17 protein-coding genes are annotated in these 22,846 nt (G+C 72.1%); 4 read left to right on the forward strand and 13 right to left on the reverse strand.

What is annotated here, in order from left to right:
- Positions 1–85: 85 nt before the first annotated feature.
- From AC07CM_RS15780 to AC07CM_RS15795, 4 genes are all read right to left on the reverse strand, one after another.
- Positions 86–2,062, reverse strand: coding sequence for an ATP-dependent DNA helicase (locus AC07CM_RS15780; RefSeq protein WP_478876947.1), 1,977 nt, complete (start codon positions 2,060–2,062; stop codon positions 86–88).
- 237 nt (positions 2,063–2,299) lie between these two features.
- The gene (locus AC07CM_RS15785) at positions 2,300–3,106 is read right to left on the reverse strand and encodes a GNAT family N-acetyltransferase (RefSeq protein ID WP_478876948.1); all 807 of its coding nucleotides are present in this window, start codon (positions 3,104–3,106) and stop codon (positions 2,300–2,302) included.
- 68 nt (positions 3,107–3,174) lie between these two features.
- Positions 3,175–5,124, reverse strand: a complete 1,950-nt coding sequence (locus AC07CM_RS15790) for an IucA/IucC family protein (protein ID WP_478876949.1) — start codon at positions 5,122–5,124, stop codon at positions 3,175–3,177.
- Positions 5,125–5,290: 166 nt separating this feature from the next.
- Complete coding sequence (locus tag AC07CM_RS15795) at positions 5,291–6,763, reverse strand: diaminobutyrate--2-oxoglutarate transaminase family protein (protein WP_478876950.1); 1,473 nt, start codon at positions 6,761–6,763, stop codon at positions 5,291–5,293.
- Positions 6,764–7,052: 289 nt separating this feature from the next.
- Here AC07CM_RS15795 and AC07CM_RS15800 point away from each other — a divergent pair, with 289 nt between their 5' ends.
- Together AC07CM_RS15800 and AC07CM_RS15805 are read left to right on the forward strand one after the other, a co-directional pair.
- Positions 7,053–8,285: a trypsin-like serine peptidase gene (locus AC07CM_RS15800; RefSeq protein ID WP_478876951.1), complete on the forward strand. Its 1,233-nt coding sequence runs from the start codon at positions 7,053–7,055 to the stop codon at positions 8,283–8,285.
- A gap of 130 nt (positions 8,286–8,415) precedes the next feature.
- Complete coding sequence (locus AC07CM_RS15805) at positions 8,416–9,621, forward strand: trypsin-like serine peptidase (protein WP_478876952.1); 1,206 nt, start codon at positions 8,416–8,418, stop codon at positions 9,619–9,621.
- Positions 9,622–9,710: 89 nt separating this feature from the next.
- On the opposite strand, the gene hflX is transcribed toward AC07CM_RS15805, so the two are convergent.
- From hflX to miaA, 6 genes are all read right to left on the reverse strand, one after another.
- Positions 9,711–11,201: a GTPase HflX gene (gene hflX / locus AC07CM_RS15810; protein WP_478876953.1), complete on the reverse strand. Its 1,491-nt coding sequence runs from the start codon at positions 11,199–11,201 to the stop codon at positions 9,711–9,713.
- Positions 11,202–11,355: 154 nt separating this feature from the next.
- A complete protein-coding gene (locus AC07CM_RS15815; RefSeq protein WP_478876954.1) occupies positions 11,356–12,879 on the reverse strand; it encodes a M1 family metallopeptidase in 1,524 nt (507 codons plus the stop codon).
- A 104-nt stretch (positions 12,880–12,983) separates the two neighbouring features.
- Positions 12,984–15,191, reverse strand: a complete 2,208-nt coding sequence (locus AC07CM_RS15820; protein ID WP_478876955.1) for a RelA/SpoT family protein — start codon at positions 15,189–15,191, stop codon at positions 12,984–12,986.
- A 283-nt stretch (positions 15,192–15,474) separates the two neighbouring features.
- Positions 15,475–16,344: a diaminopimelate epimerase gene (dapF, locus tag AC07CM_RS15825; protein ID WP_478876956.1), complete on the reverse strand. Its 870-nt coding sequence runs from the start codon at positions 16,342–16,344 to the stop codon at positions 15,475–15,477.
- A 57-nt stretch (positions 16,345–16,401) separates the two neighbouring features.
- The gene (locus AC07CM_RS15830; protein WP_478877004.1) at positions 16,402–16,914 is read right to left on the reverse strand and encodes a hypothetical protein; all 513 of its coding nucleotides are present in this window, start codon (positions 16,912–16,914) and stop codon (positions 16,402–16,404) included.
- Positions 16,915–17,022: 108 nt separating this feature from the next.
- Positions 17,023–17,961, reverse strand: coding sequence for a tRNA (adenosine(37)-N6)-dimethylallyltransferase MiaA (miaA, locus tag AC07CM_RS15835; protein ID WP_478876957.1), 939 nt, complete (start codon positions 17,959–17,961; stop codon positions 17,023–17,025).
- 180 nt (positions 17,962–18,141) lie between these two features.
- Here miaA and AC07CM_RS15840 point away from each other — a divergent pair, with 180 nt between their 5' ends.
- Positions 18,142–18,414: a hypothetical protein gene (locus AC07CM_RS15840; protein ID WP_478876958.1), complete on the forward strand. Its 273-nt coding sequence runs from the start codon at positions 18,142–18,144 to the stop codon at positions 18,412–18,414.
- A 25-nt stretch (positions 18,415–18,439) separates the two neighbouring features.
- The gene (locus tag AC07CM_RS15845) at positions 18,440–18,709 is read left to right on the forward strand and encodes an antitoxin (RefSeq protein WP_478876959.1); all 270 of its coding nucleotides are present in this window, start codon (positions 18,440–18,442) and stop codon (positions 18,707–18,709) included.
- Between the two features lie 122 nt (positions 18,710–18,831).
- On the opposite strand, the gene AC07CM_RS15850 is transcribed toward AC07CM_RS15845, so the two are convergent.
- From AC07CM_RS15850 to AC07CM_RS15860, 3 genes are all read right to left on the reverse strand, one after another.
- Entirely contained in the window at positions 18,832–19,545 is a 714-nt protein-coding gene (locus AC07CM_RS15850) for a class III extradiol dioxygenase subunit B-like domain-containing protein (RefSeq protein WP_478876960.1), read from the reverse strand.
- A gap of 158 nt (positions 19,546–19,703) precedes the next feature.
- Positions 19,704–21,230, reverse strand: a complete 1,527-nt coding sequence (miaB, locus tag AC07CM_RS15855; protein WP_478876961.1) for a tRNA (N6-isopentenyl adenosine(37)-C2)-methylthiotransferase MiaB — start codon at positions 21,228–21,230, stop codon at positions 19,704–19,706.
- A 166-nt stretch (positions 21,231–21,396) separates the two neighbouring features.
- Positions 21,397–22,668, reverse strand: a complete 1,272-nt coding sequence (locus AC07CM_RS15860; RefSeq protein ID WP_478876962.1) for a GH25 family lysozyme — start codon at positions 22,666–22,668, stop codon at positions 21,397–21,399.
- Between the last annotated feature and the right edge of the window lie 178 nt (positions 22,669–22,846).

A 22,846-nucleotide genomic window follows, 5' to 3' on the forward strand; every position in this document is an offset into this window, starting at 1 on the left:
TCCGGGGCCCTGTGCGTTCGGCGCCGGCCCGACCGTGCCCGTCCGTCCCACCGGAGCTGTGGCGTCTGCCCCGGTGGGACCGGTCTCAGCGGGCCTCCGTGTCCTTCGCCGCGGCGTCGATCGACGCGAGCGACCTGCGCACCTGGTTGCGGTCCGTGGTGTACCAGAAGTCGGGCAGCGACGCCTTGAGGTACCCGCCGTACCGCGCGGTCGCGAGCCGCTGGTCCAGTACGGCGACCACACCGCGGTCGCCGGAGGCCCGCACCAGACGGCCGGCACCCTGGGCCATCAGCAGGGCCGCGTGGGTCGCGGCCACCGCCATGAAGCCGTTGCCCCCGGCGTCCTCCACCGCCTTCTGGCGGGCACTCATCAGCGGGTCGTCGGGGCGCGGGAACGGGATCTTGTCCATGACGACCAGCTGGCAGCTGGGACCCGGGACGTCGACGCCCTGCCACAGGGACAGCGTGCCGAAGAGGCAGGTCCGGGGGTCGGCCGCGAAGTTCTTGATCAGCTCACCGAGGGTCTCCTCGCCCTGGAGCAGGATCGGGAACTCCGGGATCCGCGAGCGCAGCTCCTCGGCGGCGAGCTGGGCGGCCCGCACGGAGGAGAACAGTCCCAGGGTGCGGCCGCCCGCCGCCTGGATCAGCTCCGTCAGCTCGTCGAGCATGTCGGTGCGCTCGCCGTCCCGAGCGGGGCGCGCGAGGTGCTTGGCGACGTACAGGATGCCCTGCTTGCGGTAGTCGAAGGGCGAGCCGACGTCGACGCCCTTCCACTGCGGCAGGTCCTCGCCCTCCGCTCCCTCGGGCCCCAGCCCGAGCGAGGCTCCGACACCGTTGAAATCACCGCCCAGCTTGAGGGTCGCGGAGGTGAGGACGACGCTGCGGTCCGCGAAGAGCTTCTCTCTGAGCAGCCCGGAGACCGACATGGGGGCGACACACAGGGAGGCCCCGAAGCGGTCGTGGCGCTCGTACCAGACGACGTCCCACTCCGAGCCGTTCACGACCCGCTCGGCCACGTCGTGCACGGATTCCACCGAGGCCAGTGCCTGCTTGCGGACCGCGTCCTCGTCCTGCACGGACTTGTCACGGGTCGAGCCGATCGCGGTGATGACCGTACGAGCGGCGTCCCGCAGCGCCGCCAGGGCGTAGCCGAGGTCTTCCGGGATCTCCTCCAGGCGGCCCGGCAGCGCCAGCTCCATCACTCGCTCGAAGCCCTCGGCGGCGGTCTGGAGCTGGTCGGCGGCCTTCTCGTTGACGAGCTTGGCGGCACGGCGCACGGCACGGTTGACCTGGCCGGGCGTGAGTTCGCCGGTGGCGACACCGGTGACGCGGGAGACGAGTTCGTGCGCCTCGTCCACGATCAGCACCTCGTGCTGCGGCAGCACCGGGGCGCCCTCGATGGCGTCGATGGCGAGCAGTGCGTGGTTCGTGACGACGACCTCGGCGAGCTTGGCCCGCTCGCGGGCCATCTCCGCGAAGCACTCGGCGCCGTAGGCGCACTTCGAGGCCCCCAGGCACTCCCGCGAGGACACCGACACCTGGGCCCAGGCGCGGTCGGAGACACCCGGCGTGAGGCCGTCGCGGTCACCGGTCTCGGTCTCGTCGGCCCAGTCCCGCAGGCGCAGCAGATCCTGGCCCAGCTTGCTCGTGGGCGCGGCTGCCTCGAACTGGTCGAAGAGCCCGTCCTCCTCGTCCTGCGGCATGCCCTCGTGCAGGCGGTGCAGACACAGGTAGTTCGACCTGCCCTTGAGCATGGCGAACTCCGGGCGACGGCGCAGCAGCGGGTGCAGGGCGTCGACGGTGCGCGGCAGGTCCCGCTCCACGAGCTGGCGTTGCAGTGCGAGCGTGGCCGTCGCGACGACCACACGCTCCCCGTGCGCGAGCGCGGGCACGAGATAGCCCAGCGACTTTCCGGTGCCGGTGCCTGCCTGGACCAGCAGGTGGGATCCGTCGTCGATCGCGTCGGCGACCGCTTCGGCCATGGTCACCTGGCCGGGGCGCTCCGTGCCGCCGACGGCTGCGACAGCGGCATGCAGGAGTTCGGGGAGTGAGGGCTTCGTCATAGCCCGACCACCCTACGGCCCGGCACTGACAAACGGGCGATCAAGGCGGGGACGAGGGGTGGGATCACTGCGGGGGCTCCTGGGACCTGGGACGGGGGGCGGGGGCGACCGACCCGGTGGAGGCGGGGCGGAGCAGGGCCGTGGCCGGTTTCTGGGCGCGCCTCGATCTTTCCGAGCGGACCGGGAACCGGACCGGGCCGCCGAACGTACAACATGCGAGTGCCCGATCACGCAGCGCTACATCAGACCGCGCAGGACCCGGTCCCGGACCATGAGGGCGGCCCGCTTGGCGGGCAGGTCGACCTCTGCCGCGAACCGGAAGCCGGCGCTCAGGAAGGCGGCCACGGAGGGGGTGTTGCGAAGATCGGGCTCCGCGACGACACGGGCACAGGCGGGGCGACGATCAAGGACGAGATCGGCTACGGCTCTGAGTAGTGCGGATCCGAGCCCCCGCCCTCGGTCGGCGGCATCACCGACGAGGAGGTGGATCCCGGTGTCGTGCGGACGGGCCGGGTAGTGGCGGGCCAGCGGATCCAGGTCGGCCCGGTAGATCTCCCAGTAGCTCATGGGGGTGCCGTCCAGCACACCCAGACAGGGCACGCTGCGTCCGTCGCCGTCGAGTTGGGCGCGCAGGTGGCTCTCCGTCGCGTTCTGGGACCCGGCCAGCTCCCAGAACGCGGCGACGGCGGGGTCGTCCATCCAGCGATGGACGAGCGCCAGGTCGTGCTCGACGCGTACCGGGACCAGCTCGAAACGGCCCACGGGGGTGACGATCGGCCCCCAGGTGACGACGTGGTCGAGCAGGTCCTCCGTGATCCCGGCGAGGCGTTCCCTGTCCCGGCCGAGCCTGCCGGTGGCGAAGAGGGCGACGAACTCGTCGGGCAGGCGCAGGTCCAGCGTGTCCTCGCCGTCCCCGAAGGACGCGGTGCCTGCGCCGTCCCCGAGGTCTCCGGTGTCCCCCATGCCACCGGTGCCCTCGGGGCGGGGGCGGCCCGGGTGAAGGGGGACGGGGCCGGTGCCGGCGCTCGCGTCGGTGGGAGGCACGGTGCGCTCCTCTCAGGAGACGAAGGGGGTCATGGCCCTCGTGGACGAAGGAAGACGGTGCGGTGCGTTCAGGAGTGAAGGGGGTTGGCGATGGTGACGTAGACGGACTGGGTGTCGACCGGGCCGACGAGTTCGTCGAGGCCGTGCAGCCGGGTCAGCAGGTTGGCCTTGCAGCGCAGGACGGGTGAGTCGAGCAGGAGGCCGGGCATCGGGGTGCGCAGTGGGACGGGTCCCGAGGCAACGTCGGTGAGGAAACGGCGGAACGCGGCGAGGAGGAGCCGCTCGTCGGCGAGGTGCTGGGAGCCGAAGGCGCCGATCAGGCCGAGCACGTTGTTGATGGCGAGGTAGTACACGAAGCGTTCATCGGTGACCTCGTCGGAGACGAACGTGTCGCTGAACTCTCCGATGCCGGGCAGCCGTGCGTCGAGTTCGGCACGGTGGGACTCGCGGAAGTAGTAGCCCTGGTTGTCGCGGTAGCGGCCGCCGACGGGCCAGCCGTGCTGGTCGAGCAGGAGCAGGGTGTTCTGCTGGTGGGCCTCGAGGGCGATCCCGGCCTCGCTGTCCAGCCACAGCACGGGCCGGACGACCTGCTCGAGGTAGCGCAGGAACCACTCCGTGGCGACGGCTCCGACGGGCCTGCCGGTGTGTGCGACAAGCCGTGCGACGAGTCGCGCGAGACGGGACCCGTGGGGCCACGTGCCCTGCGTCGGCGAGGCGTGGGGCCCGGGTTCGGCGAGGGGCCGGGGCGAGACGAGGCCGGCGACGCAGCTGACGTCGTCGGCCGGGGTGAACGGGTTGTGCCTGATCACGACGTCGAGGCCGGGCACGGGCCGTCCGTCCGGGGCGTCGACGGCGAGCCAGGCCGGGTCGCGCACGATGTCGAAGCCGGGGTGTACGGCCTGCCACTGCTTGAACAGGCCGCTGCGCAGCAGCCGGTGCACCTCGACTCCGCGATGGAGTTCCTTGCGCAGGTTCTCGCGCCGGGAGTTGGTGATGCGCAGTCCCAGCGACAGTTTGAGCATCGCGGGGGCGCCGGATCGGTGGACGGTGCGTACGGAGGAGGTGGGGTGCCAGGGAGAGCCGAGGGGGCCCAGGTCGCGGAGTGCTCCGGAGTCGAGCAGGGCGGCGATCGCCTCGCGGTGCCGGGCCTCGCGGGCCTGCCAGGGGTGCAGGGGCAGGGCGGCGTATCCGTCGGGCAGCGGCAGGGCGGTTCCGGCGAGTCGCCGGGTGAGGTGGGAGGCGGGTACGGGGCGGCCGCGCTCGGTCCAGGCCGAGTCGGTCGCGAGGAGAGAGGGGGCGACAGCCATCCAGTGCAGGGGGAAGGAGCCGCGCATCTCGGGTGAGTACAGCCGGGCCTCGGCCTCGGTCAGGCCTTCCCGGCTCTTCGGGGTCGGGTGCAGGGGGTGTCCGAGGAGCAGGGCCTGCTCGGCGCCGAGGAAGAGGTCGGGCCCGTCGGCCGGCTGTGCACGCCGGTCGCGGATGAAGGTCGCGGTGCGGCGCTGGGAGTCGGCCACTCTGGCGACGAGGTCGGCGCCGTCGTGGGCGGAGGCGGGTTTCGGGGCGTTGCCGGTGCCGTCGGCGCCGCCGGGTGTCTCCCGGGCGAGCAGTGCCGCGAGGGTGACCGCGTCGACGGGTGGGGCCGCTTCGGGTGCGTCGGCGAGGCGGGGCGGCCCGAAGCGGTGCCAGCCCGTCGGGGACCAGTGGTGGACCGGTGCGATCAGGGCGGTGCCACTGCCGGGCAGCGGGATGCGCAGGGTGCCGGCGGTGGGGGTGGCGAGGTTCGTCTCCCGGACCCAGCAGCGCAGGAGGTTCTCCACGGCGGCCGACTGGGCGGCGATGTGGGGATCGGGATCGTCCAGCGGGTCGGTGCCGGGGGCTCCTGGCCGTACGGCGTTCGGGGTCCGTCTCTTCTGCTGGGGAACCGACTCGGCGAGCGGCACGGGAGAGGGCTGGGCGCCGGAGTCTCCCTGTTCGTCGGGACTTCCGGAACGGCCGTCGGGTGCGGGGGTGGCGTTCATGACGGTTCCTCGGGGCTGGGCTCATGTCTTGCGGGGTCGTTCTCGTGCGGTCGTCCGCTCGGTCGTCGTGCCGTCGTCGGGAGGGCGGCACGACCGTCCCTTCCGGCGCGGTGCGGACCGGGGTGCGTGCTCCGGCTTCGGCGGCCGGGCCGCCTGCGTGCGACCGCTAGCCGGTGCGCCGGTCAGGGCCGTCGTGCTGTCGCTGTCGGCGGCCGTGGTCCTGCTGCTGCTGGGCCGCCGCTGCCACCGCGTCGGACAGGCGGTCCAGCACGGCCGCCGCCTGCTCGTCGCTGATGGTGAGCGGAGGAAGGAGCCGTACGACACCGGCGTGGCGGCCGCCGAGTTCCACGATGAGGCCGCGGTGGAGGCATTCGCGTTGGACGGCGGCGGCGAGGTCGGGGTCGGCGGGCGGAGCGGTGCGCGTGGGTTCCGCCCCGTTCGTCGCGACGCGGGGCTCGCCGATGGCGGGGGATTCCCCCGGCCCGGTCCCCTCGGCCTCCGGGTCCACCAGTTCGACCCCGATCATCAGGCCGCGTCCGCGTACGTCGCCCACACAGGGGAACTGAGCCTGCAGCTGCCGCAGTTGGGACAGCATCCGGGAGCCGAGAGCGGCCGCCCGCTCGGCGAGGCCGTTCTCGCGGACGTGGGCCAGGGTGGCGGTGCCCGCGGCCATGGCGAGCTGGTTGCCGCGGAAGGTGCCCGCGTGGGCGCCGGGTTGCCAGACGTCGAGGTCGTCGCGGTAGACGACCACGGCCAGCGGGAGGCTGCCGCCGATGGCCTTGGACAGGACCATGACGTCGGGCGTGACTCCGCTGTGCCCGACGCCCCAGAAAGCGCCGGTCCGGCCGACGCCGGTCTGGATCTCGTCGGCGATCAGCGGAACGGACCGGTCGGCCGTGATCTGCCGCATGCGGCGCAGCCAGTCGTCCGGTGCCGGGATCACTCCGCCCTCGCCCTGGACGGGTTCGAGGATCATCCCGGCGGGCAGCGGCACGCCGGACTTCGGGTCGTCGAGCAGGGACTCGGTCCAGCGGGCGGCGAGGCCGGCGCCGCGCGGGCCGCCGACGCCGAAGGGACAGCGGTAGTCCTGCGGGTAGGGCAGGCGGGCGACCCGTACGTCACCGGCGCCGCCGGAGGCGGCCAGGGCCGCGGCCGTCATACCGTGGTAGGCGCCGGTGAAGGCGAGCAGGCCGGAGCGCCCGGTCGCGGCGCTGACCAGTTTGAAGGCGGCCTCGACCGCATCGGTGCCGGCCGGTCCGCAGAACTGGACGCGGGCGCGGTCGGCGAGCCCCGGCGGCAGAGTGCGGAACAGCTCGGTGATGAAGGCGTCCTTGACGGGGGTCGCCAGGTCGAGGACGGAGAGCGGGGCGCCGGAGTCGAGGACGCGCCGGATGGCCTCCAGCACGACCGGGTGGTTGTGACCGAGGGCGAGGGTTCCGGCGCCGGAGAGGCAGTCCAGATAGCGGCGGCCGTCGGCGCCCTCGATGGTCAGACCCCGTGCCCGCACGGGCACGATGGGCAGGGCCCGTGCGTAGGTGCGCGCCGCGGATTCGCGCGCCGACTGGCGCCGCAGGATCCCCTCGTGCACGGCGCGCGCTCCCCCGTACGCACCTCCAGCCACCGACTCGGTCACGGCCACGGCTCGCTGTCCTCCCCGCTGTCCAGAGGCGAGTTGATCCACGGGGACCGGGCACAGGCAGCAGTCCCCCCACCGCTACCAACCGCGGACCGGCCTGCGGGTTACGGGTTGCCTCAAGATCCTTGCCGTGACGGAACTGTTGCGCTTCCGTCGGAAGTCCCCCACAGCGACCGCATAGTGTGTGGTCCCGTTCCCAGAGGGCCGTGAGGCCGTCATGAACTCCCCATGAGTTCATGGCCGGTGTGGGACCCGAGCGCCGAGTTCCTTTCAAGCAGGGGGAGTCAAGACCATGCGATCCATACGGCCGTCGTTCACCGTTCGCCGAGGGAGGGGCGCGTCCCGCCGAACCTCCCCCGTGCTGGCGACGGTCGCCCTCGTTTCGGCGCTGGCGCTGACCGCCACCGCCTGCAACGGGGACGGTGACGACCACGCCGACGGCGAGCCGACGGCCACCGCGACCGCCGCCGGTACCGGCGACGGCAAGATAAAGATCCCTGACGACATCAAGCAGAGGCTCAAAGAGCACGGGATCGACCTCGACAAGTGGAAGCACGGCGCCTGGAAGAACTGGGACAGGGACGACTGGCTGCGCGAGGCCAACGACTTCATCAACCCGATCATCAAGGGCCTGTGGGACCCGGACCGGATGCGGGACGCCAACGACCCGGACAAGGGTGTCGACGACAACGACATCTCCGGTGACCAGGGGGTGACCGACCCGACGCCGGCGCCGGTGAGGGCGCAGGCGGTCCGGCCGCCGTACCACGCGAACGCGGCCACCTCGGGCAAGGTGTTCTTCGACTCCCCCGAGGGCACCATGGTCTGCTCGGCGACGGTCGTGGAGGACCCGGCGCACCCGGGCAAGTCCAACCTCATCTGGACGGCGGGCCACTGCGTGCACGCCGGCAAGAGCGGCGGCTGGTACCGCAACATCGCCTTCGTGCCGTCGTACAACAATGCGGGCAAGTCGGCCGACGAGCTGCAGAACGCCACCAGGGACGAGGTCGCACCGTACGGAGTCTGGTGGGCCGATGCCGCGAAGACCTCCCAGCAGTGGATCGACCAGGGCGGGGAGACCGGCGGCAACGGGGCGTCGTACGACTTCGCGGTCATCCATGTGACACCGGAGCAGGGCAACGCCGGCAAGTCGCTGGAGGAGACGGTCGGTGGCGCGCTCCCGGTGAACTTCAACGCACCGGCCGTGCCGCAGGTGCGCAGCATCACGGCTTCCGGTTACCCGGCGGCGGCTCCGTACGACGGTCAGTCGCTGTACCAGTGCCAGGACAAGCCGGGACGGCTGTCGATCCAGAAGTCTGACCCGACGATGTACCGGATCGGTTGCACGATGACCGGTGGTTCCTCGGGCGGCGGCTGGGTGGAGACGGGCGCGGACGGCAAGCCGGCGCTGGTCTCCAACACGTCCATCGGTCCGGTGTCCTCGGGCTGGCTGGCGGGTCCCCGGCTGGGTGAGGTGGCCAAGGGCGTGTACGGCTCGGTCAGCAAGAAGTTCGCCGGGCAGTAGCGGCCGGCGCAGCCCGGGCACGGGCGGCGGCCGGGCGTCTCACGGGAACCTTCACCGTCTCGCCGCCGTCCGTCCTCGGCTCCACGGGCACAGTGGGGTGTCATCAATGCTCAACGGGGGTAATCGCAGCATGCGTTCCGCACGTAGGTCCTCGCCGCGCCGGCGTCGTACCGTCCTCGCCGCGACCGGTCTCGTGGCCGCACTGGCGCTCACCGCCACGGCGTGCAACGGCTCCGGTGACGACAAGAACGACAAGGCTGACGGCAGGGCCGGCGCCGACGCTTCCCGGGCCGCCGACGACGGCGGCAGGGTCCGCATCCCGGCCGACATCGCGAGCAGGCTCAAGGAGCACGGCGTCGATGTCGACAAGTGGAAGGACGGCGGCTGGAAGAACTGGGACAAGGACAAGTGGCTCAGTGAGGCCAAGGACTTCGTCAACCCGGTGATCGAGGGCCTGTGGAAGCCCGAGCGGATGCGGTCCGCCAAGGAGGCCAACAAGACGGTCACCAAGGACGCCGCGGCGGACCAGGGCGTCAGCGATCCGGAGCCGCGACCGGTCCAGGCCGTCGCGGAGAAGACGCCGTACCACCGCAACGCGGCCCCCGTGGGCAAGGTCTTCTTCGACTCGCCCGAGGGTTCGATGGTCTGCTCCGGCACGGTGATCAAGGACGTCAACCACCCGGGGAAGTCCAACCTGGTCTGGACGGCGGGCCACTGTGTGCACGCAGGCAAGAACGGCGGTTGGTACCGCAACATCGCCTTCGTGCCGTCGTACAACGACCTCGGCAAGTCCGGGTCCGAGCTGGCGAACGCGACGACCTCGCAGGTCGCCCCGTACGGTACCTGGTGGGCGGACTGGGCCTCGACCTCCAACGAGTGGATCCGGGGCGGCTCGGAGAGCGGCGGTGCGGGCGCGGCGTACGACTACTCGGTGCTGCACGTGAAGCCGGAGTCCGGCGCGAAGTCGCTGGAGGAGACGGTCGGGGCCGCCCTCGACGTCGACTTCTCGGCGCCCTCCGCGACGGAGGTGGCGAGCATGGGCGCCTGGGGCTACCCGGCCGCGCCGCCGTACAACGGGCTGAGGATGTTCAAGTGCCTCGACCGGCCCGGCCGGCTCTCGCTGAGCCCGTCGTTGCCGACGATGTACCGGATCGGCTGCACGATGACCGGCGGTTCCTCCGGCGGCGGCTGGTTCCGGGTGGTGAACGGGAAGACCGCGCTGGTGTCGAACACCTCGATCGGCCCGGTCACCAACACCTGGCTGGCCGGCCCGCAGCTGGGCAAGGAGGCCGAGGCGCTGTACCAGAACATGAGCAGGACGTACGGCGGCCGGTAGCCGCACGCACGGCGAAGGCCCGCCACCCGTCGAGCGGGTGGCGGGCCTTCGCCGTCGTCGTGGGGCCGTTGCCGTAGGGCTGCGAGGTCTCAGACCGCGGAAGCCGGCGTGTACGGCGCCAGGTCCGCCGCCAGTTCCTCGTGCACCCGGACCTTGATCAGGGTGCCCTCCGCGGTGTGCTCCTCGGAGAGCACCTCGCCCTCGTCGTGGGCGCGGGCGACGAGCTTGCCGTGCGTGTACGGCACGAGCGCCTCGATCTCGACCGAGGGCCGGGGCAGCTCGTTGTCGATCAGGGCGCGCAGCTCCTCGATGCCCTGGCCGGTACGGGCCGACACCGCGATGGAGCGCTTCTCGACCCGCAGCAGCCGCTGGAGGACGAGCGGGTCCGCCGCGTCCGCCTTGTTGATCACGACGATCTCGGGCACGTCGATGGCGCCGACGTCCCGGATCACCTCGCGCACGGCGGCGAGCTGCTCCTCCGGTACCGGGTGCGAGCCGTCCACCACGTGCAGGATCAGGTCGGAGTCGCCGACCTCCTCCATGGTGGAGCGGAACGCCTCGACCAGGTGGTGCGGCAGGTGCCGGACGAAGCCGACCGTGTCGGCCAGGGTGTACAGGCGGCCGCTCGGGGTCTCGGACCGGCGGACGGTCGGGTCCAGGGTCGCGAACAGTGCGTTCTCGACCAGGACACCGGCGCCCGTGAGGCGGTTGAGCAGGGAGGACTTTCCGGCGTTGGTGTAGCCCGCGATGGCGACGGACGGCACCTTGTTGCGCCGGCGCTCCTGGCGCTTGATCTCGCGGCCGGTCTTCATGTCCGCGATCTCCCGGCGCATCTTCGCCATCTTCTCGCGGATCCGCCGCCGGTCCGTCTCGATCTTGGTCTCACCGGGGCCACGGGTGGCGAGGCCACCGCGACCGCCACCCATCTGACGGGACAGCGACTGACCCCAGCCTCGCAGCCTCGGCAGCATGTACTGCATCTGGGCGAGGGCGACCTGCGCCTTGCCCTCTCGGGACTTGGCGTGCTGGGCGAAGATGTCGAGGATCAGGGCCGTACGGTCGATGACCTTGACCTTGACGACGTCCTCGAGCTGGATCAGCTGGCCGGGGCTCAGCTCACCGTCGCAGATGACGGTGTCCGCGCCCGTGTCGATCACGATGTCTCGCAGCTCGGCGGCCTTGCCGGAGCCGATGTAGGTGGCCGCGTCGGGCTTGTCGCGGCGCTGGATCACGCCGTCGAGCACGAGCGCGCCCGCGGTCTCGGCGAGGGCGGCCAGCTCCGCGAGGGAGTTGTCCGCGTCCTGCGCGGTCCCCGTGGTCCACACCCCGACGAGCACGACCCGCTCCAGGCGGAGCTGCCGGTACTCGACCTCGGTGACGTCCTCCAGCTCGGTGGAGAGGCCCGCCACACGGCGCAGGGCCGCGCGCTCGGATCGGTCGAACTGGTCGCCGTCCCGCTCGCCGTCGATCTCGGAGCTCCAGGCGACGTCCTCTTCCATCAGGGCATCGGCCCGAAGACCTTCGGGATAGGTGTGCGCGAGGCGCTTGGTGTCCTGGGAAGGGGAAGAAGAGGAGGTCATTGGATCCTTACGTCGATGGGAGTGCCGATTCGGCGGTGACGACATCGGCGGTCTGAGTGAACAACGCACGAGTACCCCGGGAGATTCCCGTGCCCCGTGCCGCGCCGACCTGAAGATGGTCGCACGGCACGGCCCGTCTCGTCACCGCCTTATTTCACCCCTTGTTCCTGGCCGGGACCTTCCTGGCCGGGACCTTGGCGGCCTTGTCCGGCGCCTGGCTCTTCCAGTCCGGGTGGCCCGGCATCGGCGGGGTCTTCTCGCCGTACAGCCAGGCCTGGAAGAAGCCGCTCAGGTCGCGGCCGCCGACGGCCGAGGCGAGGCGGACGAAGTCGGCGGTGTCGGCGGTGGAGTCCCGGTGCTCCTCGACCCACACCCTCTCCAGGCGTTCGAAGGCCTGCCGGCCGATCTCCTGGCGCAGGGCGTAGAGCACCAGCGCGGCGCCGTCGTAGATGTTGGGACGGAAGATGTCGATCTTCTGGCCCGGCTGGGGCGGCTTCGGCTGGGCCGGCGGGCCGCCGGCGGCGCGCCAGCGGTCGGAGTCGCTGTAGGCGGCCTTCATGCGGTCCTCCATGGGCCGGTGCGCCTTCTCCTCGCTGTAGAGCGCCTCGTACCAGGTGGCGTGCCCCTCGTTCAGCCACACGTCGGACCAGGTGCGAGGGCTGACGCTGTCGCCGAACCACTGGTGGGACAGCTCGTGCACCATGATCGACTCGAGGTACCACTGCGGATACGCGGGCTCGGTGAACAGGTTCTTCTCGAACAGGGAGAGGGTCTGTGTCTCCAGTTCGAACCCGGTGGAGGCCTGGGCCATGAGCACGCCGTACGTCTCGAACGGGAACGCGCCGACCTTGCTCTCCATCCAGGCGATCTGGTCGGGCGTCTTCGCCAGCCAGGGTTCGAGCGCCTTGCGGTCGGCGCTGGGCACGACGTCCCGGACGGGCAGCCCGTGCGGCCCCTCGCGGTGCAGGACGGCGGAGCGGCCGATGGACACCTGGGCGAGCTCGGTGGCCATGGGGTGCAGGGTGCGGTAGGTCCAGGTGGTGGAGCCGCCGACCCGGTCCGCTCCGACCGGCACCCCGTTGGCGACGGCTGTGTAGCCGTTCGGGGCGGTGATCCGGATGGTGAACCTGGCCTTGTCGGAGGGGTGGTCGTTGCACGGGAAGACCAGGTGGGCGGCGTCGGCCTGGTTGGCCATGGCGAGGCCGTCGGAGGTGCGCACCCAGCCGCCGTTCTGGTCCTTGGCGGTGACGGGGTCGCTGGTGTGCTTCACGGTGATCCGCATCCAGCTGCCCCTGGGCAGCCGCCTGTCCGGCGTGACGACCAGGTCCTCGCCCGCGCTGGTGAAGCCGGCGGGCCGGCCGTCGACCTCGACGGACTCGACCTTGCCGTGCGCGAAGTCGAGATTCACCCGGTCCAGGGCGGCGGTGGTCCAGGCGTCGATGGTGGTGACGGCCTGTAGCGGCTTGTCGTTGGTGCCGGGGTACGTGAACGACAGGTCGTACGCCGCCACGTCGTATCCCGGGTTGCCGAGGTACGGGTAGAGGCGGTCGCCGATGCCCAACGGCTCGGCGGGCGCGGCGGCGGCGAGGAGGCAGACGGAGACGGCGGAGGCGAGCAGGGCCACCTTGCGGCGGCCGAGGGGCCGGCGCTGCGGGCGCGGGTGGGGGGTGAGCGGCATGCATCACCGCTACCAGCGCGTGCGTGCGCGACGGCGGCGACGCGCGCCCGTCCCACTCGAACGGGTTGGTCCGGGGACGCCTTCTTCAGGAACCCGGCTCGTCCTCAGGAGGCCGGGGCCTGGTGCTGGGACCTGCTCACGTCGTACACACCGGGCACGTCGCGCATCGCGCGCATCAGGGTCGGGAGGTGCGTCGCGTCGGGGAGCTGGAGGGTGTAGGTGTGGCGCACCCGCTGCTGGCTGGGCGGTTCCACGGTCGCCGAGACGATCTCGGCGCCCTCCAGGGCGATCGCCTCGGTCAGGTCGGCGAGCAGATGCGGGCGGCCGAACGATTCAGCGACCAGCGTGACCCGGCATTCGGTGGTGTCCCCCCAGCGCACGCCGATCTCGGCGCGCCCCCGGCTCTTCATGTGCGCCACCGCGGCGCACTGCACCCGGTGCACGGTCACCACTCCCCCGCGTACGGGGAAGCCCGTGATCTCGTCGGGCGGTACGGGCGTACAGCACCCGGCGAGGCGTACGGCGGCCCCGGGCCGGTCCGCCAGGACCTCGGCGCCGCGCGGGCGGGCGACGGGGACGCCGTCGGTCCCGGCGGTCCGGCCGGCCGCGCCGCTCGCCCCGCCTGCCGCGCCGCTCTCCGCGGCCGGGCCGCTTCCGCCCGCGTTGTCGGCCTCGCTCTCCCCGCCGCCGCCCGGGTGCGTCGCCAGCCACCGCTGGATGGCGATGCGGGCGGCCGGGGTGTGGGCGTGCTCGAGCCACTCTCTGGAGGGCTCGGAGGCCGGGTCCTGGCCCATGAGGAGCTGAACGGTGTCGCCGTCCCTGAGGACCGTGCTGAGGGTCGCCAGGCGGCCGTTGACGCGGGCGCCGATGCAGGCGTGGGCGTCCTCGCCGTACTGGGCGTAGGCGGCGTCCACGCAGGTGGCGCCCTCGGGCAGGCCCAGGGTGCCGCCGTCGGGCCGGAAGACGGTGATCTCGCGGTCCTGGGCGAGGTCCTCGCGCAGGGTGGACCAGAAGGTGTCGGGATCGGGCGCGGCCCGCTGCCAGTCGAGCAGCCGGGAGAGCCAGCCGGGACGGGTGGGGTCGGCGCGCTCGCCGTCGGCGGGGGCGTCGGAGGCGGGGGCGTCGGAGGCAGGGGCGTCGGAGACGGGGGCGTACGGGTTGCCGAGTGCGATGACGCCGGCCTCGGCGACCTTGTGCATCTGGTGGGTGCGGATGAGGACTTCGGCGACCTGGCCGTCCGCGCGGGCCACGGCGGTGTGCAGTGACTGGTAGAGGTTGAACTTCGGTACGGCGATGAAGTCCTTGAACTCCGAGACGACCGGCGTCATACAGGTGTGGAGTTCACCGAGGACGCCGTAGCAGTCCGCGTCCTCGCCCACGAGGACGAGCAGGCGGCCGAAGTCGGCGCCGCGCAGTTCCCCTCGCTTGCGCGAGACGCGGTGGACGGAGACGAAGTGGCGGGGCCGGATGAGGACTTCGGCCTGGATGTCGGCCTCGCGCAGCACCCCGCGGACCTCGTCGGCGATCTCCGCCAGCGGGTCGTCGGAGCGGGCCGCGTTCCGCGAGATGAGTTCCCGGGTGTGTTCATACTCCTCGGGGTGGAGGATGGCGAAGACCAGGTCCTCGAGTTCGGTCTTCAGGGCCTGCACGCCGAGGCGTTCGGCGAGCGGAATGAGGACGTCCCGGGTGACCTTCGCGATCCGCGCCTGTTTCTCGGGGCGCATCACGCCGAGGGTGCGCATGTTGTGCAGGCGGTCGGCGAGTTTGATCGACATCACGCGCACGTCGTTGCCCGTGGCGACGAGCATCTTGCGGAAGGTCTCGGGCTCGGCGGCCGCCCCGTAGTCGACCTTCTCCAGCTTCGTGACGCCGTCGACCAGGTAGCGGACCTCCTCGCCGAACTCTTCCCGCACCTGGTCCAGCGTCACGTCGGTGTCCTCGACGGTGTCGTGGAGCAGAGAGGCCGTCAAAGTGGTCGTCTCCCCGCCGAGTTCGGCGAGGATCAGGGTCACGGCCAACGGGTGCGTGATGTACGGCTCGCCGCTCTTGCGGGTCTGGCCGCGGTGCGAGGACTCCGCCAGGACGTAGGCACGGCGCAGGGGTTCGAGGTCCGCGTCGGGGTGGTGGGCGCGGTGGGCCTCGACGACGTGGCCGATGGCGTCGGGCAGCTTGTCGCGGCCAGCGGGGCCGAGCAGCGCCGCCCGGCCGAGCCGGCGCAGGTCGATCCGGGCCCGGGACTTCCTGCGGGCCGCTGTGGGCACCGTGGGCGCTACCGGGCCAGGGCTCGCAGGATTCGTGGCCTCCGCACTCATGGGCACCTCCGGCTCGTGGACCGGCGGACGGGGCCCCAGGGCATACGCGGCTCAGGGAAGGCGACGTTCCCCCGTCCGTGCCGGTGCTTGATGCTACCGAGCCCACCACGTGCGACTGACCGCCTCTCGCCGAGCGTGAAACGGATCACCCAATCGAGCGATGAAGAGGAGGTTTAGAGTTTGCGCCACCTGCCCTGCGCTCGACCGCGGTTTCGAACGGTCCCGGCCGCCTGAAACCACCGGTACCGGCGTCCGGAGCCGTGTGGCCCATCGTTCCGCCGGTTCAGCGGAGCGCGTTTTCCAGCCACTCGGCGTCGATCTCGCCCTCGGCGACGATCACGGCGGGTCCGGTCATCTCGATCTCGCCGTCGGGCCGCTCGGTGATGACCAGGCGCCCGCCGGGCAGGTCCACGGTGTAGGTCGCCGGGGTGCCGGTGACGGCCGGGTCCGCGCCGTCGCGCCGGGCGGCGGCCACGGCGACCGCGCACGCGCCCGTGCCGCAGGAGCGGGTCTCGCCGGAGCCGCGCTCGTGCACGCGCATCGCCACGTGGCGGGGTCCGCGGTCGACCACGAACTCGACGTTGACCCCGTCGGGGTAGGCGGCGTCCGGGCTGAACGGCGGCGGAGTGAACAGGTTGCCGGCGTCCGCGAGGTCGTCGACGAAGGCGACGGCGTGCGGGTTGCCCATGTTCACGTTCCGCGCGGGCCAGCTGCGCTCGCCGACGCTCACCCTGACGTCCCCCTCGGGGAGCCGTGCCCGGCCCATGCCGACGGTGATGTCACCGTTCTTGGCGATGTGGACCGTCTTCACACCCCCGCGCGTGGCGATCGCGAGGTCACCTTCGCCCACCTGCCCCGCGTGCTGGAGGTAGCGCGCGAACACACGCACCCCGTTGCCGCACATCTCCGCGATCGAACCGTCGCCGTTGCGGTAGTCCATGAACCACTCCGCCTCGCCGGCCATCTCCCGGGCCTCCGGATGCGCGGCGGACAGCACGACGTGCAGCACCCCGTCGCCACCGATGCCGGCGCGGCGGTCGCACAGGGCGGCGACGGTGGCCGGCGTCAGGTCGAGGGCGTTCTCCGGGTCCGGGACGATCACGAAGTCGTTCTCGGTGCCGTGACCCTTGAGGAAGGCGATCAGCGTGCTCATTCCTCGAGGGTACGCTCCGCGCGTCGAGCACCGGCCCGCGCCCCTTTCAGGGGTGTTTCAGCGGAGCCTTGCCACGCGCCAGACGGCGAGAGTCACCACCACGGCCACCAGCAGGACATACCCGAGGGCCACCCGCCAGTCCGGGCGGCGACCCGAGCCGCGCGGGGGCAGGCCCGGCCAGGTGTAGCCCACACGGCGGGCGGCCATCATGCCCCAGCCCGCGGCACAGGAGCAGATCAGCAGGCCCAGCATGGCGATGACCGCGCCGCTGTCGCCGAAGTCGAAGGCGAGCGGGAAGGCGAACATCAGGGAGCCGCCCGCGGCCAGGGCCACGATGGGCGCGAGCTGCCAGATGCGCAGCCGCCGCTGCGGGCGCAGCTCGACCTCGACCTCCGGACCGCCCGCGTACATCTCCTCCGGCGCCGGCCCGTCGGCGGTCACCCCGCCCGGGGTCTCGTCGGGACCGTCGGCGGTCAGGTCGGTCAGACGGTCCTCGCCCTGTTCCGGTTCGCCACCGTCGGTCGTGACGTGCTCGGCACTTTGTGCGGTGTCGCGAGGGCCGGCCTCCATCGCCACGCGCCCTCCCAGCTAGGACTCCACTTGGTCGATCGAAGCTCGATGATGGCACGGTGTCAGACGCCGCGATGACCGGCGGCGCATCCCGATGCCATGACGTGATCAGGCTGTGACCGGTCGTTCGACCAATGCCAGAGCGAGCCGCGGAAGTTCCGCGCGGTCCGCCGCGGCCCCACTGAGCCAGTGCACCCGGGGATCGCGCCTGAACCACGAATCCTGGCGGCGCGCGAAGCGCTTGGTGGCACGGACGGTCTCGGCCCGCGCTTCCGCTTCCGTGCACTCCCCCGCGATCGCCGCGAGTACCTGCTGGTAGCCCAGCGCGCGCGCCGCCGTACGCCCCTCGCGCAGACCCCGCGCCTCCAGGGCCCGCACCTCGTCCACGAGCCCCGCCTCCCACATCAGGTCGACGCGGCGCGCGATGCGCTCGTCGAGCTCGGGGCGGGCGACGTCGACACCGATCTGGACGGTGTCGTAGACGGAGTCGTGGCCGGGGAGGTTGGCGGTGAAGGGCTGCCCGGTGATCTCGATCACTTCCAGGGCGCGGACGATGCGGCGGCCGTTGCTGGGCAGGATCGCGCGGGCGGCCTCGGGGTCGGCGGCGGCCAGGCGCGCGTGCAGGGCGCCGGAGCCGCGCAACGCCAGCTCCTCCTCCAGGCGGGCCCTGACCTCGGGGTCGGTGCCGGGGAACTCCAGGTTGTCGACGGCTCCGCGTACGTACAGACCGGAGCCGCCGACCAGGATCGGCCAGCGGCCCTCGGCGAGCAGTGCGTCGATCCGGGCGCGGGCCAGTTTCTGGTACTCGGCGACCGAGGCGGTGACCGTCACGTCCCAGATGTCCAGCAGGTGGTGCGGGATGCCGGCGCGCTCCTCGGGCGTCAGTTTGGCGGTGCCGATGTCCATCCCTCGGTAGAGCTGCATGGAGTCGGCGTTGACGACCTCGCCACCGAGTCGCTGGGCCAGGAACACGCCGAGATCGGACTTTCCGGCCGCGGTGGGTCCGACGACGGCGATGACACGGGGGGCGGGGGGTGCGCTGCTCACCGCACCAGTCTCGCAAACCTCACGGCCACGCCTCGAACGAGTTACGTGACGGCATGTGTGCCGGGTCGTTGCACCGAGGTGTTGTCCCGTCGATCTTCCGGAGGCAGTGACCCGGGTGGCGCAAACGGACGCACCGAGTGACGCGGGATTTCGCCCGCACGAGTACCGTATGGAGTGGATATGGGCGTTTTTGCACGAATCCTCGGCAGGTCGAAGGCGGCACAGGAGGCACCGGCGGTCGAGGCGCATGTCGGTGCCGAGCCGGGAGAGACCGAGGCGGAGGAAGCGGCTCGGGCAGCGGAGGCGAAGGGGTCGGCCGAGGACGGGCGCGAGGGCGCGGCGGCGGAGCCGGAGACCACTGAGGCCTCGGCGGCCGAGGCCGCCGAGATCCCCAAGCAGCAGTCCGCCGACGAGGCCGCCGACAGCGAGGCCGGCGAGGGCGCCCGCACATGACTGTCCCCGTGAGGGAAGGTGGACCATGGGTCTTTTGGACACGGTGAAGGCCAAGCTCGCCCCGGCCAGGGACAAGATGACGGACTTCGCGCGCCGGCACGAGGAACAGGTCCAGCACGGCATCGAAAAGGCCGCGAAGGCCGTGGACGACCACACCAAGCACAAGTACAGCGACAAGATCCACACCGGTACGGACAAGGCGAAGGGGGCGATGGGCCGGCTCGCGCACAAGAACGGTCAGGCCGGCGAGGCCACGCCCCCCACCCGGCCGGAGGGCCCGCCGCCGGCTTCCTGAACGGCACGCGGATCGGCGGACGGCCGCGGAGCGCGAGGGTTCCCGGCCGTCCGCCGTGTCGTGCCGCCCGCGGTGCCGTCCTACGGGGCGCCGCGTCACCGGGGGACGGTGTCCACGGTCGCCTAGGACCAGGTGGCGACCAGGTATCCCACGCCGTACGGGGCGTCGTCGTACAGCAGTGCCCCGCTCAGGTCCGCGCCCTCGGCCGCACCGGCGAGGATCTGCCAGGGCGCGCGGCCGGAGGCTTTCAGCTCGTGCGCCAGCTCGGCGTCCAGCGCCCTGATGGCCGCCAGGTCCGCCGCGCCCAGCGCACGCGCGGCCCCGGCGTCGAAGGGCGCCGCCCGCTCGTCGAGGTAACCCGGAGCCTTGAGGGTGCGGCGGGCGCTGGCGTCTCCCATCACCAGCAGTGCCACCCGCCCGGCCCGGGCGCCGATGTCCCTGCCGACCTCGGCGCACCGTTCGGGCGCGAGTGTCTCCCCGACGCCGAGCCCCTCGATCGGGGCGTCCGCCCAGCCGGTGCGCTCCAGCAGCCAGGCCCCGACGGCCAGCGACGACGGCAGCTCGCGCTCGAAGACGGTGTCCGTGGCGGGGCCCAGCCGTACGTCCAGGTCGACGCCGAAGCCGCGGAAGGAGCCGGGGGCGCCCTGCGGGTGCCGGCCGCGCCCGCTCTCCGCGGCGGGCCCGACGACCACCAGCGTGTCGGGCCGGGCGGCGGCGAGCACACCGAGCGCGTCGGAGCACGCCGCGCGTGCGGAGTCCAGCTCGGGCGCCGCACCCGCGGCGACCTCGGGCACGAGCAGCGGCGGACAGGGGCAGACGGCGGCGGCGACCAGCATGATCGGCAGGGTAACGCCGACCGGCGGGCAAGCGTTACCGCGCCGAGCAGGTCGTACCGGCTGATCGAGTCCGGGCGGGGCCGAACGGGGCCGGGCGGGGGGCGGCGTCGTACCCGCCGGCGCCCGCGGTGCGGTTGCCCCGCCGGACCCCGGCGGGATCAGTCGCAGCCGCAGCCGGTCGTCGCGGCCGGGAGGGGGGCCGGGACGCCGACCTTCGGCAGGCCGAGCATCACGCCCGCCGGCTTGGCGGCCTCCGCCGTGTTGCGCTTCTCCCAGGCGTCGCCCGCGCGCGTGCGGCGCACGTCGAGGACGGCGCCCTCGGCGAGGAGGTGGTGCGGGGCGGCGTACGTCACCTCGACGGTGACCACGTCGCCGGGGCGGACCTCCTGCTCCGGCTTGGTGAAGTGGACCAGGCGGTTGTCGGCGGCGCGGCCGGAGAGGCGGTGTGTGGCGCCGTCCTTGCGGCCCTCGCCCTCGGCGACCATCAGCTCCAGGGTGCGGCCGACCTGCTTCTTGTTCTCCTCCCAGGAGATCTCCTCCTGAAGGGCGACGAGCCGCTCGTACCGCGCCTGGACGACCTCCTTGGGGATCTGGTTCTCCATGGTCGCGGCCGGGGTGCCGGGGCGCTTGGAGTACTGGAAGGTGAACGCCTGGGCGAAGCGGGCCTCGCGCACCACGTGCAGCGTCTGCTCGAAGTCCTCCTCGGTCTCGCCGGGGAAGCCCACGATGATGTCGGTGGTGATCGCGGCGTGCGGGATGGCGGCCCGCACCTTCTCGATGATCCCCAGGTACCGCTCCCGACGGTACGAGCGGCGCATCGCCTTCAGGACGGTGTCCGAGCCGGACTGGAGCGGCATGTGCAGCTGCGGCATGACGTTCGGCGTCTCGGCCATGGCGGCGATGACGTCGTCGGTGAAGTCGCGCGGGTGCGGGGAGGTGAAGCGGACGCGCTCCAGCCCCTCGATGGTCCCGCAGGCGCGCAGCAGCTTGCTGAACGCCTCGCGGTCGCCGATGTCGGAGCCGTACGCGTTGACGTTCTGTCCGAGCAGCGTGATCTCGGAGACGCCCTCGGCGACCAGCGCCTCGATCTCGGCGAGGATGTCGCCGGTGCGGCGGTCCTTCTCCTTGCCGCGCAGCGCCGGGACGATGCAGAAGGTGCAGGTGTTGTTGCAGCCGACGGAGATCGAGACCCAGGCCGCGTAGGCGCTCTCGCGCCGCGTCGGCAGCGTGGACGGGAACGCCTCGAGGGACTCCGCGATCTCGACCTGCGCCTCCTCCTGGACGCGGGCTCGCTCCAGCAGGACCGGCAGCTTGCCGATGTTGTGCGTACCGAAGACGACGTCCACCCAGGGCGCCTTCTTCACGATGGTGTCCCGGTCCTTCTGCGCCAGGCAGCCGCCGACCGCGATCTGCATGCCGGGCCGGGAGGCCTTCCTGGGCGCGAGGCGGCCGAGGTTGCCGTAGAGCCGGTTGTCGGCGTTCTCACGCACGGCACAGGTGTTGAAGACGACGACGTCGGCGTCCCCGTCGGACCCCTCGGGGGCCCGCACGTAGCCGGCCTCCTCGAGCAGCCCGGACAACCGCTCGGAGTCGTGGACGTTCATCTGGCACCCGTAGGTCCGGATCTCGTACGTCATGGTGCTCTGAACGCTCACTGCCGGGCTCCGGTCGCTGCTGCTGGTCATTCCTCAAGGGTAGGTGCTCTTCGGCGTGCCCTGTCCAGGTGCTTCCGGGGGCGGGGGCGCCCGTGCCGGTCAGCAGACGGACCGGCCAGGCCACCGGTCTTGGCCGCAGCCCTCAGGGATGCGGCCTCGCCGGTCGGCGCGTATGGAGATCGTTCGCTTCCTCGACTCAGTTGGCCAGTGCGAGCCAGGTGTTGGGGCCGACGATGCCGTCGGCGGTGAGGTGGTTCCGGGTCTGGAAGGCGACCACGGCGGCCCGGGTGGCCGCACCGAAGGAGCCGTCGACGGACAGCGTCGCGCCGTGGGCGTTCAGTTCGGCCTGCACCGCGCTGACGGCCGGTCCCCGGTCGCCCTCCTCGACGGTGGTGATCAGCGCCTGCCAGGTCTTCGGCCCGACGATGCCGTCGGCGGTGAGGTGATTCCGGGTCTGGAAGGCGACCACGGCGGCCCGGGTGGCCGTGCCGAAGGAGCCGTCGACGGACAGCGTCGCGCCGTGGGCGTCGAGCAGGTACTGGACCGTGGTCACCTGGCGGCCGCCGTAGCCCTCCTGGACGACCGGCCATGCGGTGGCCGGGGGCGGCGTGGGCGGGGTGTAGGTGCCGTCGGCGGCGAGGTTCCGCAGGTCCCGTTCCGTTCCGTTGAACACGTCCTGGTCACCGGGGAAGGTGCCGGAGTCGGAGGTCTGCCAGACGGCGTAGGTGGACCAGCCGCCGGGCAGCGGGTGCGGGGTGCCGGTGTAGCTCCCGATCCAGAGCAGGTTGGTGGCGGCGAAGGCGGAGGAGTTGCCGGTGCACTGCGACCACCATGTCGCGTTGGTGTTGATCACCGGGTGGAGGCCGGTGCGGCGCAGGTACTCGTCGTCGAACGCGGCGATCCAGCGGACCGTGTCGCCGGGGCCGACTCCGTAACAGGTGGGCAGGCCCGGGGTGGGCTCGACGTCCAGGACGCCGGGCAGTGTCCTGCCGTCGGACCGCCGGCCGCCTCCGTTGTCGACGAAGTAGTCGGCCTGGGCGCCGCCGGAGGACTTGTCCGGCCTGGCGAAGTGGTAGGCCCCGCGGATCAGGCCGGCGCTCGCCGCTCCGTCGTACTGCTGGGAGAAGCGGGAGCTGATGTAGGAGGTGCCCTCGGTCGCCTTGACGTAGGCGAAGGAGGCTCCGTCGGCGGCGACCGAGTTCCAGTCCACGCTCTCCTGGTACGCGCTCACGTCGAGCCCGCGTACGGCATCCGTGAGCTGCCGCGGCCGTGCCGTTGCGGCTCCGGCTGACGACGTGCCGGACGTCACCGTCGCCGTCGCCGTCGCCGTCGCCTGAGCCGGGGCGGCGAGCAGCGCGGCCGCGGTGGTGACCGCGGTCAGTGCGCCGAACAGCGCTGCCCGCGGGCCGCGCAGGGCACGGGAAGAAGTCCCGTCGTGGGATCGGAAGGTGCTCGGGTCATGCGCCATCCGTGCATGTCCTTTCGGTAGTCCGCCCGTTTCGGTGGTGGTGGTCGTGACGCCTCGGTGGTCCGCCCGCTTCCGTGGTGGTCGTGACGCTCGGGCGGTCCCGCCCGTTTCGGTGCTTCGTGGCACCGTCCGGCCGCCGCGGATCACGGCCGGTGCACGGATCACGGCCCGTGCACGG

It is taken from the genome of Streptomyces sp. NPDC044061, from assembly GCF_056434305.1.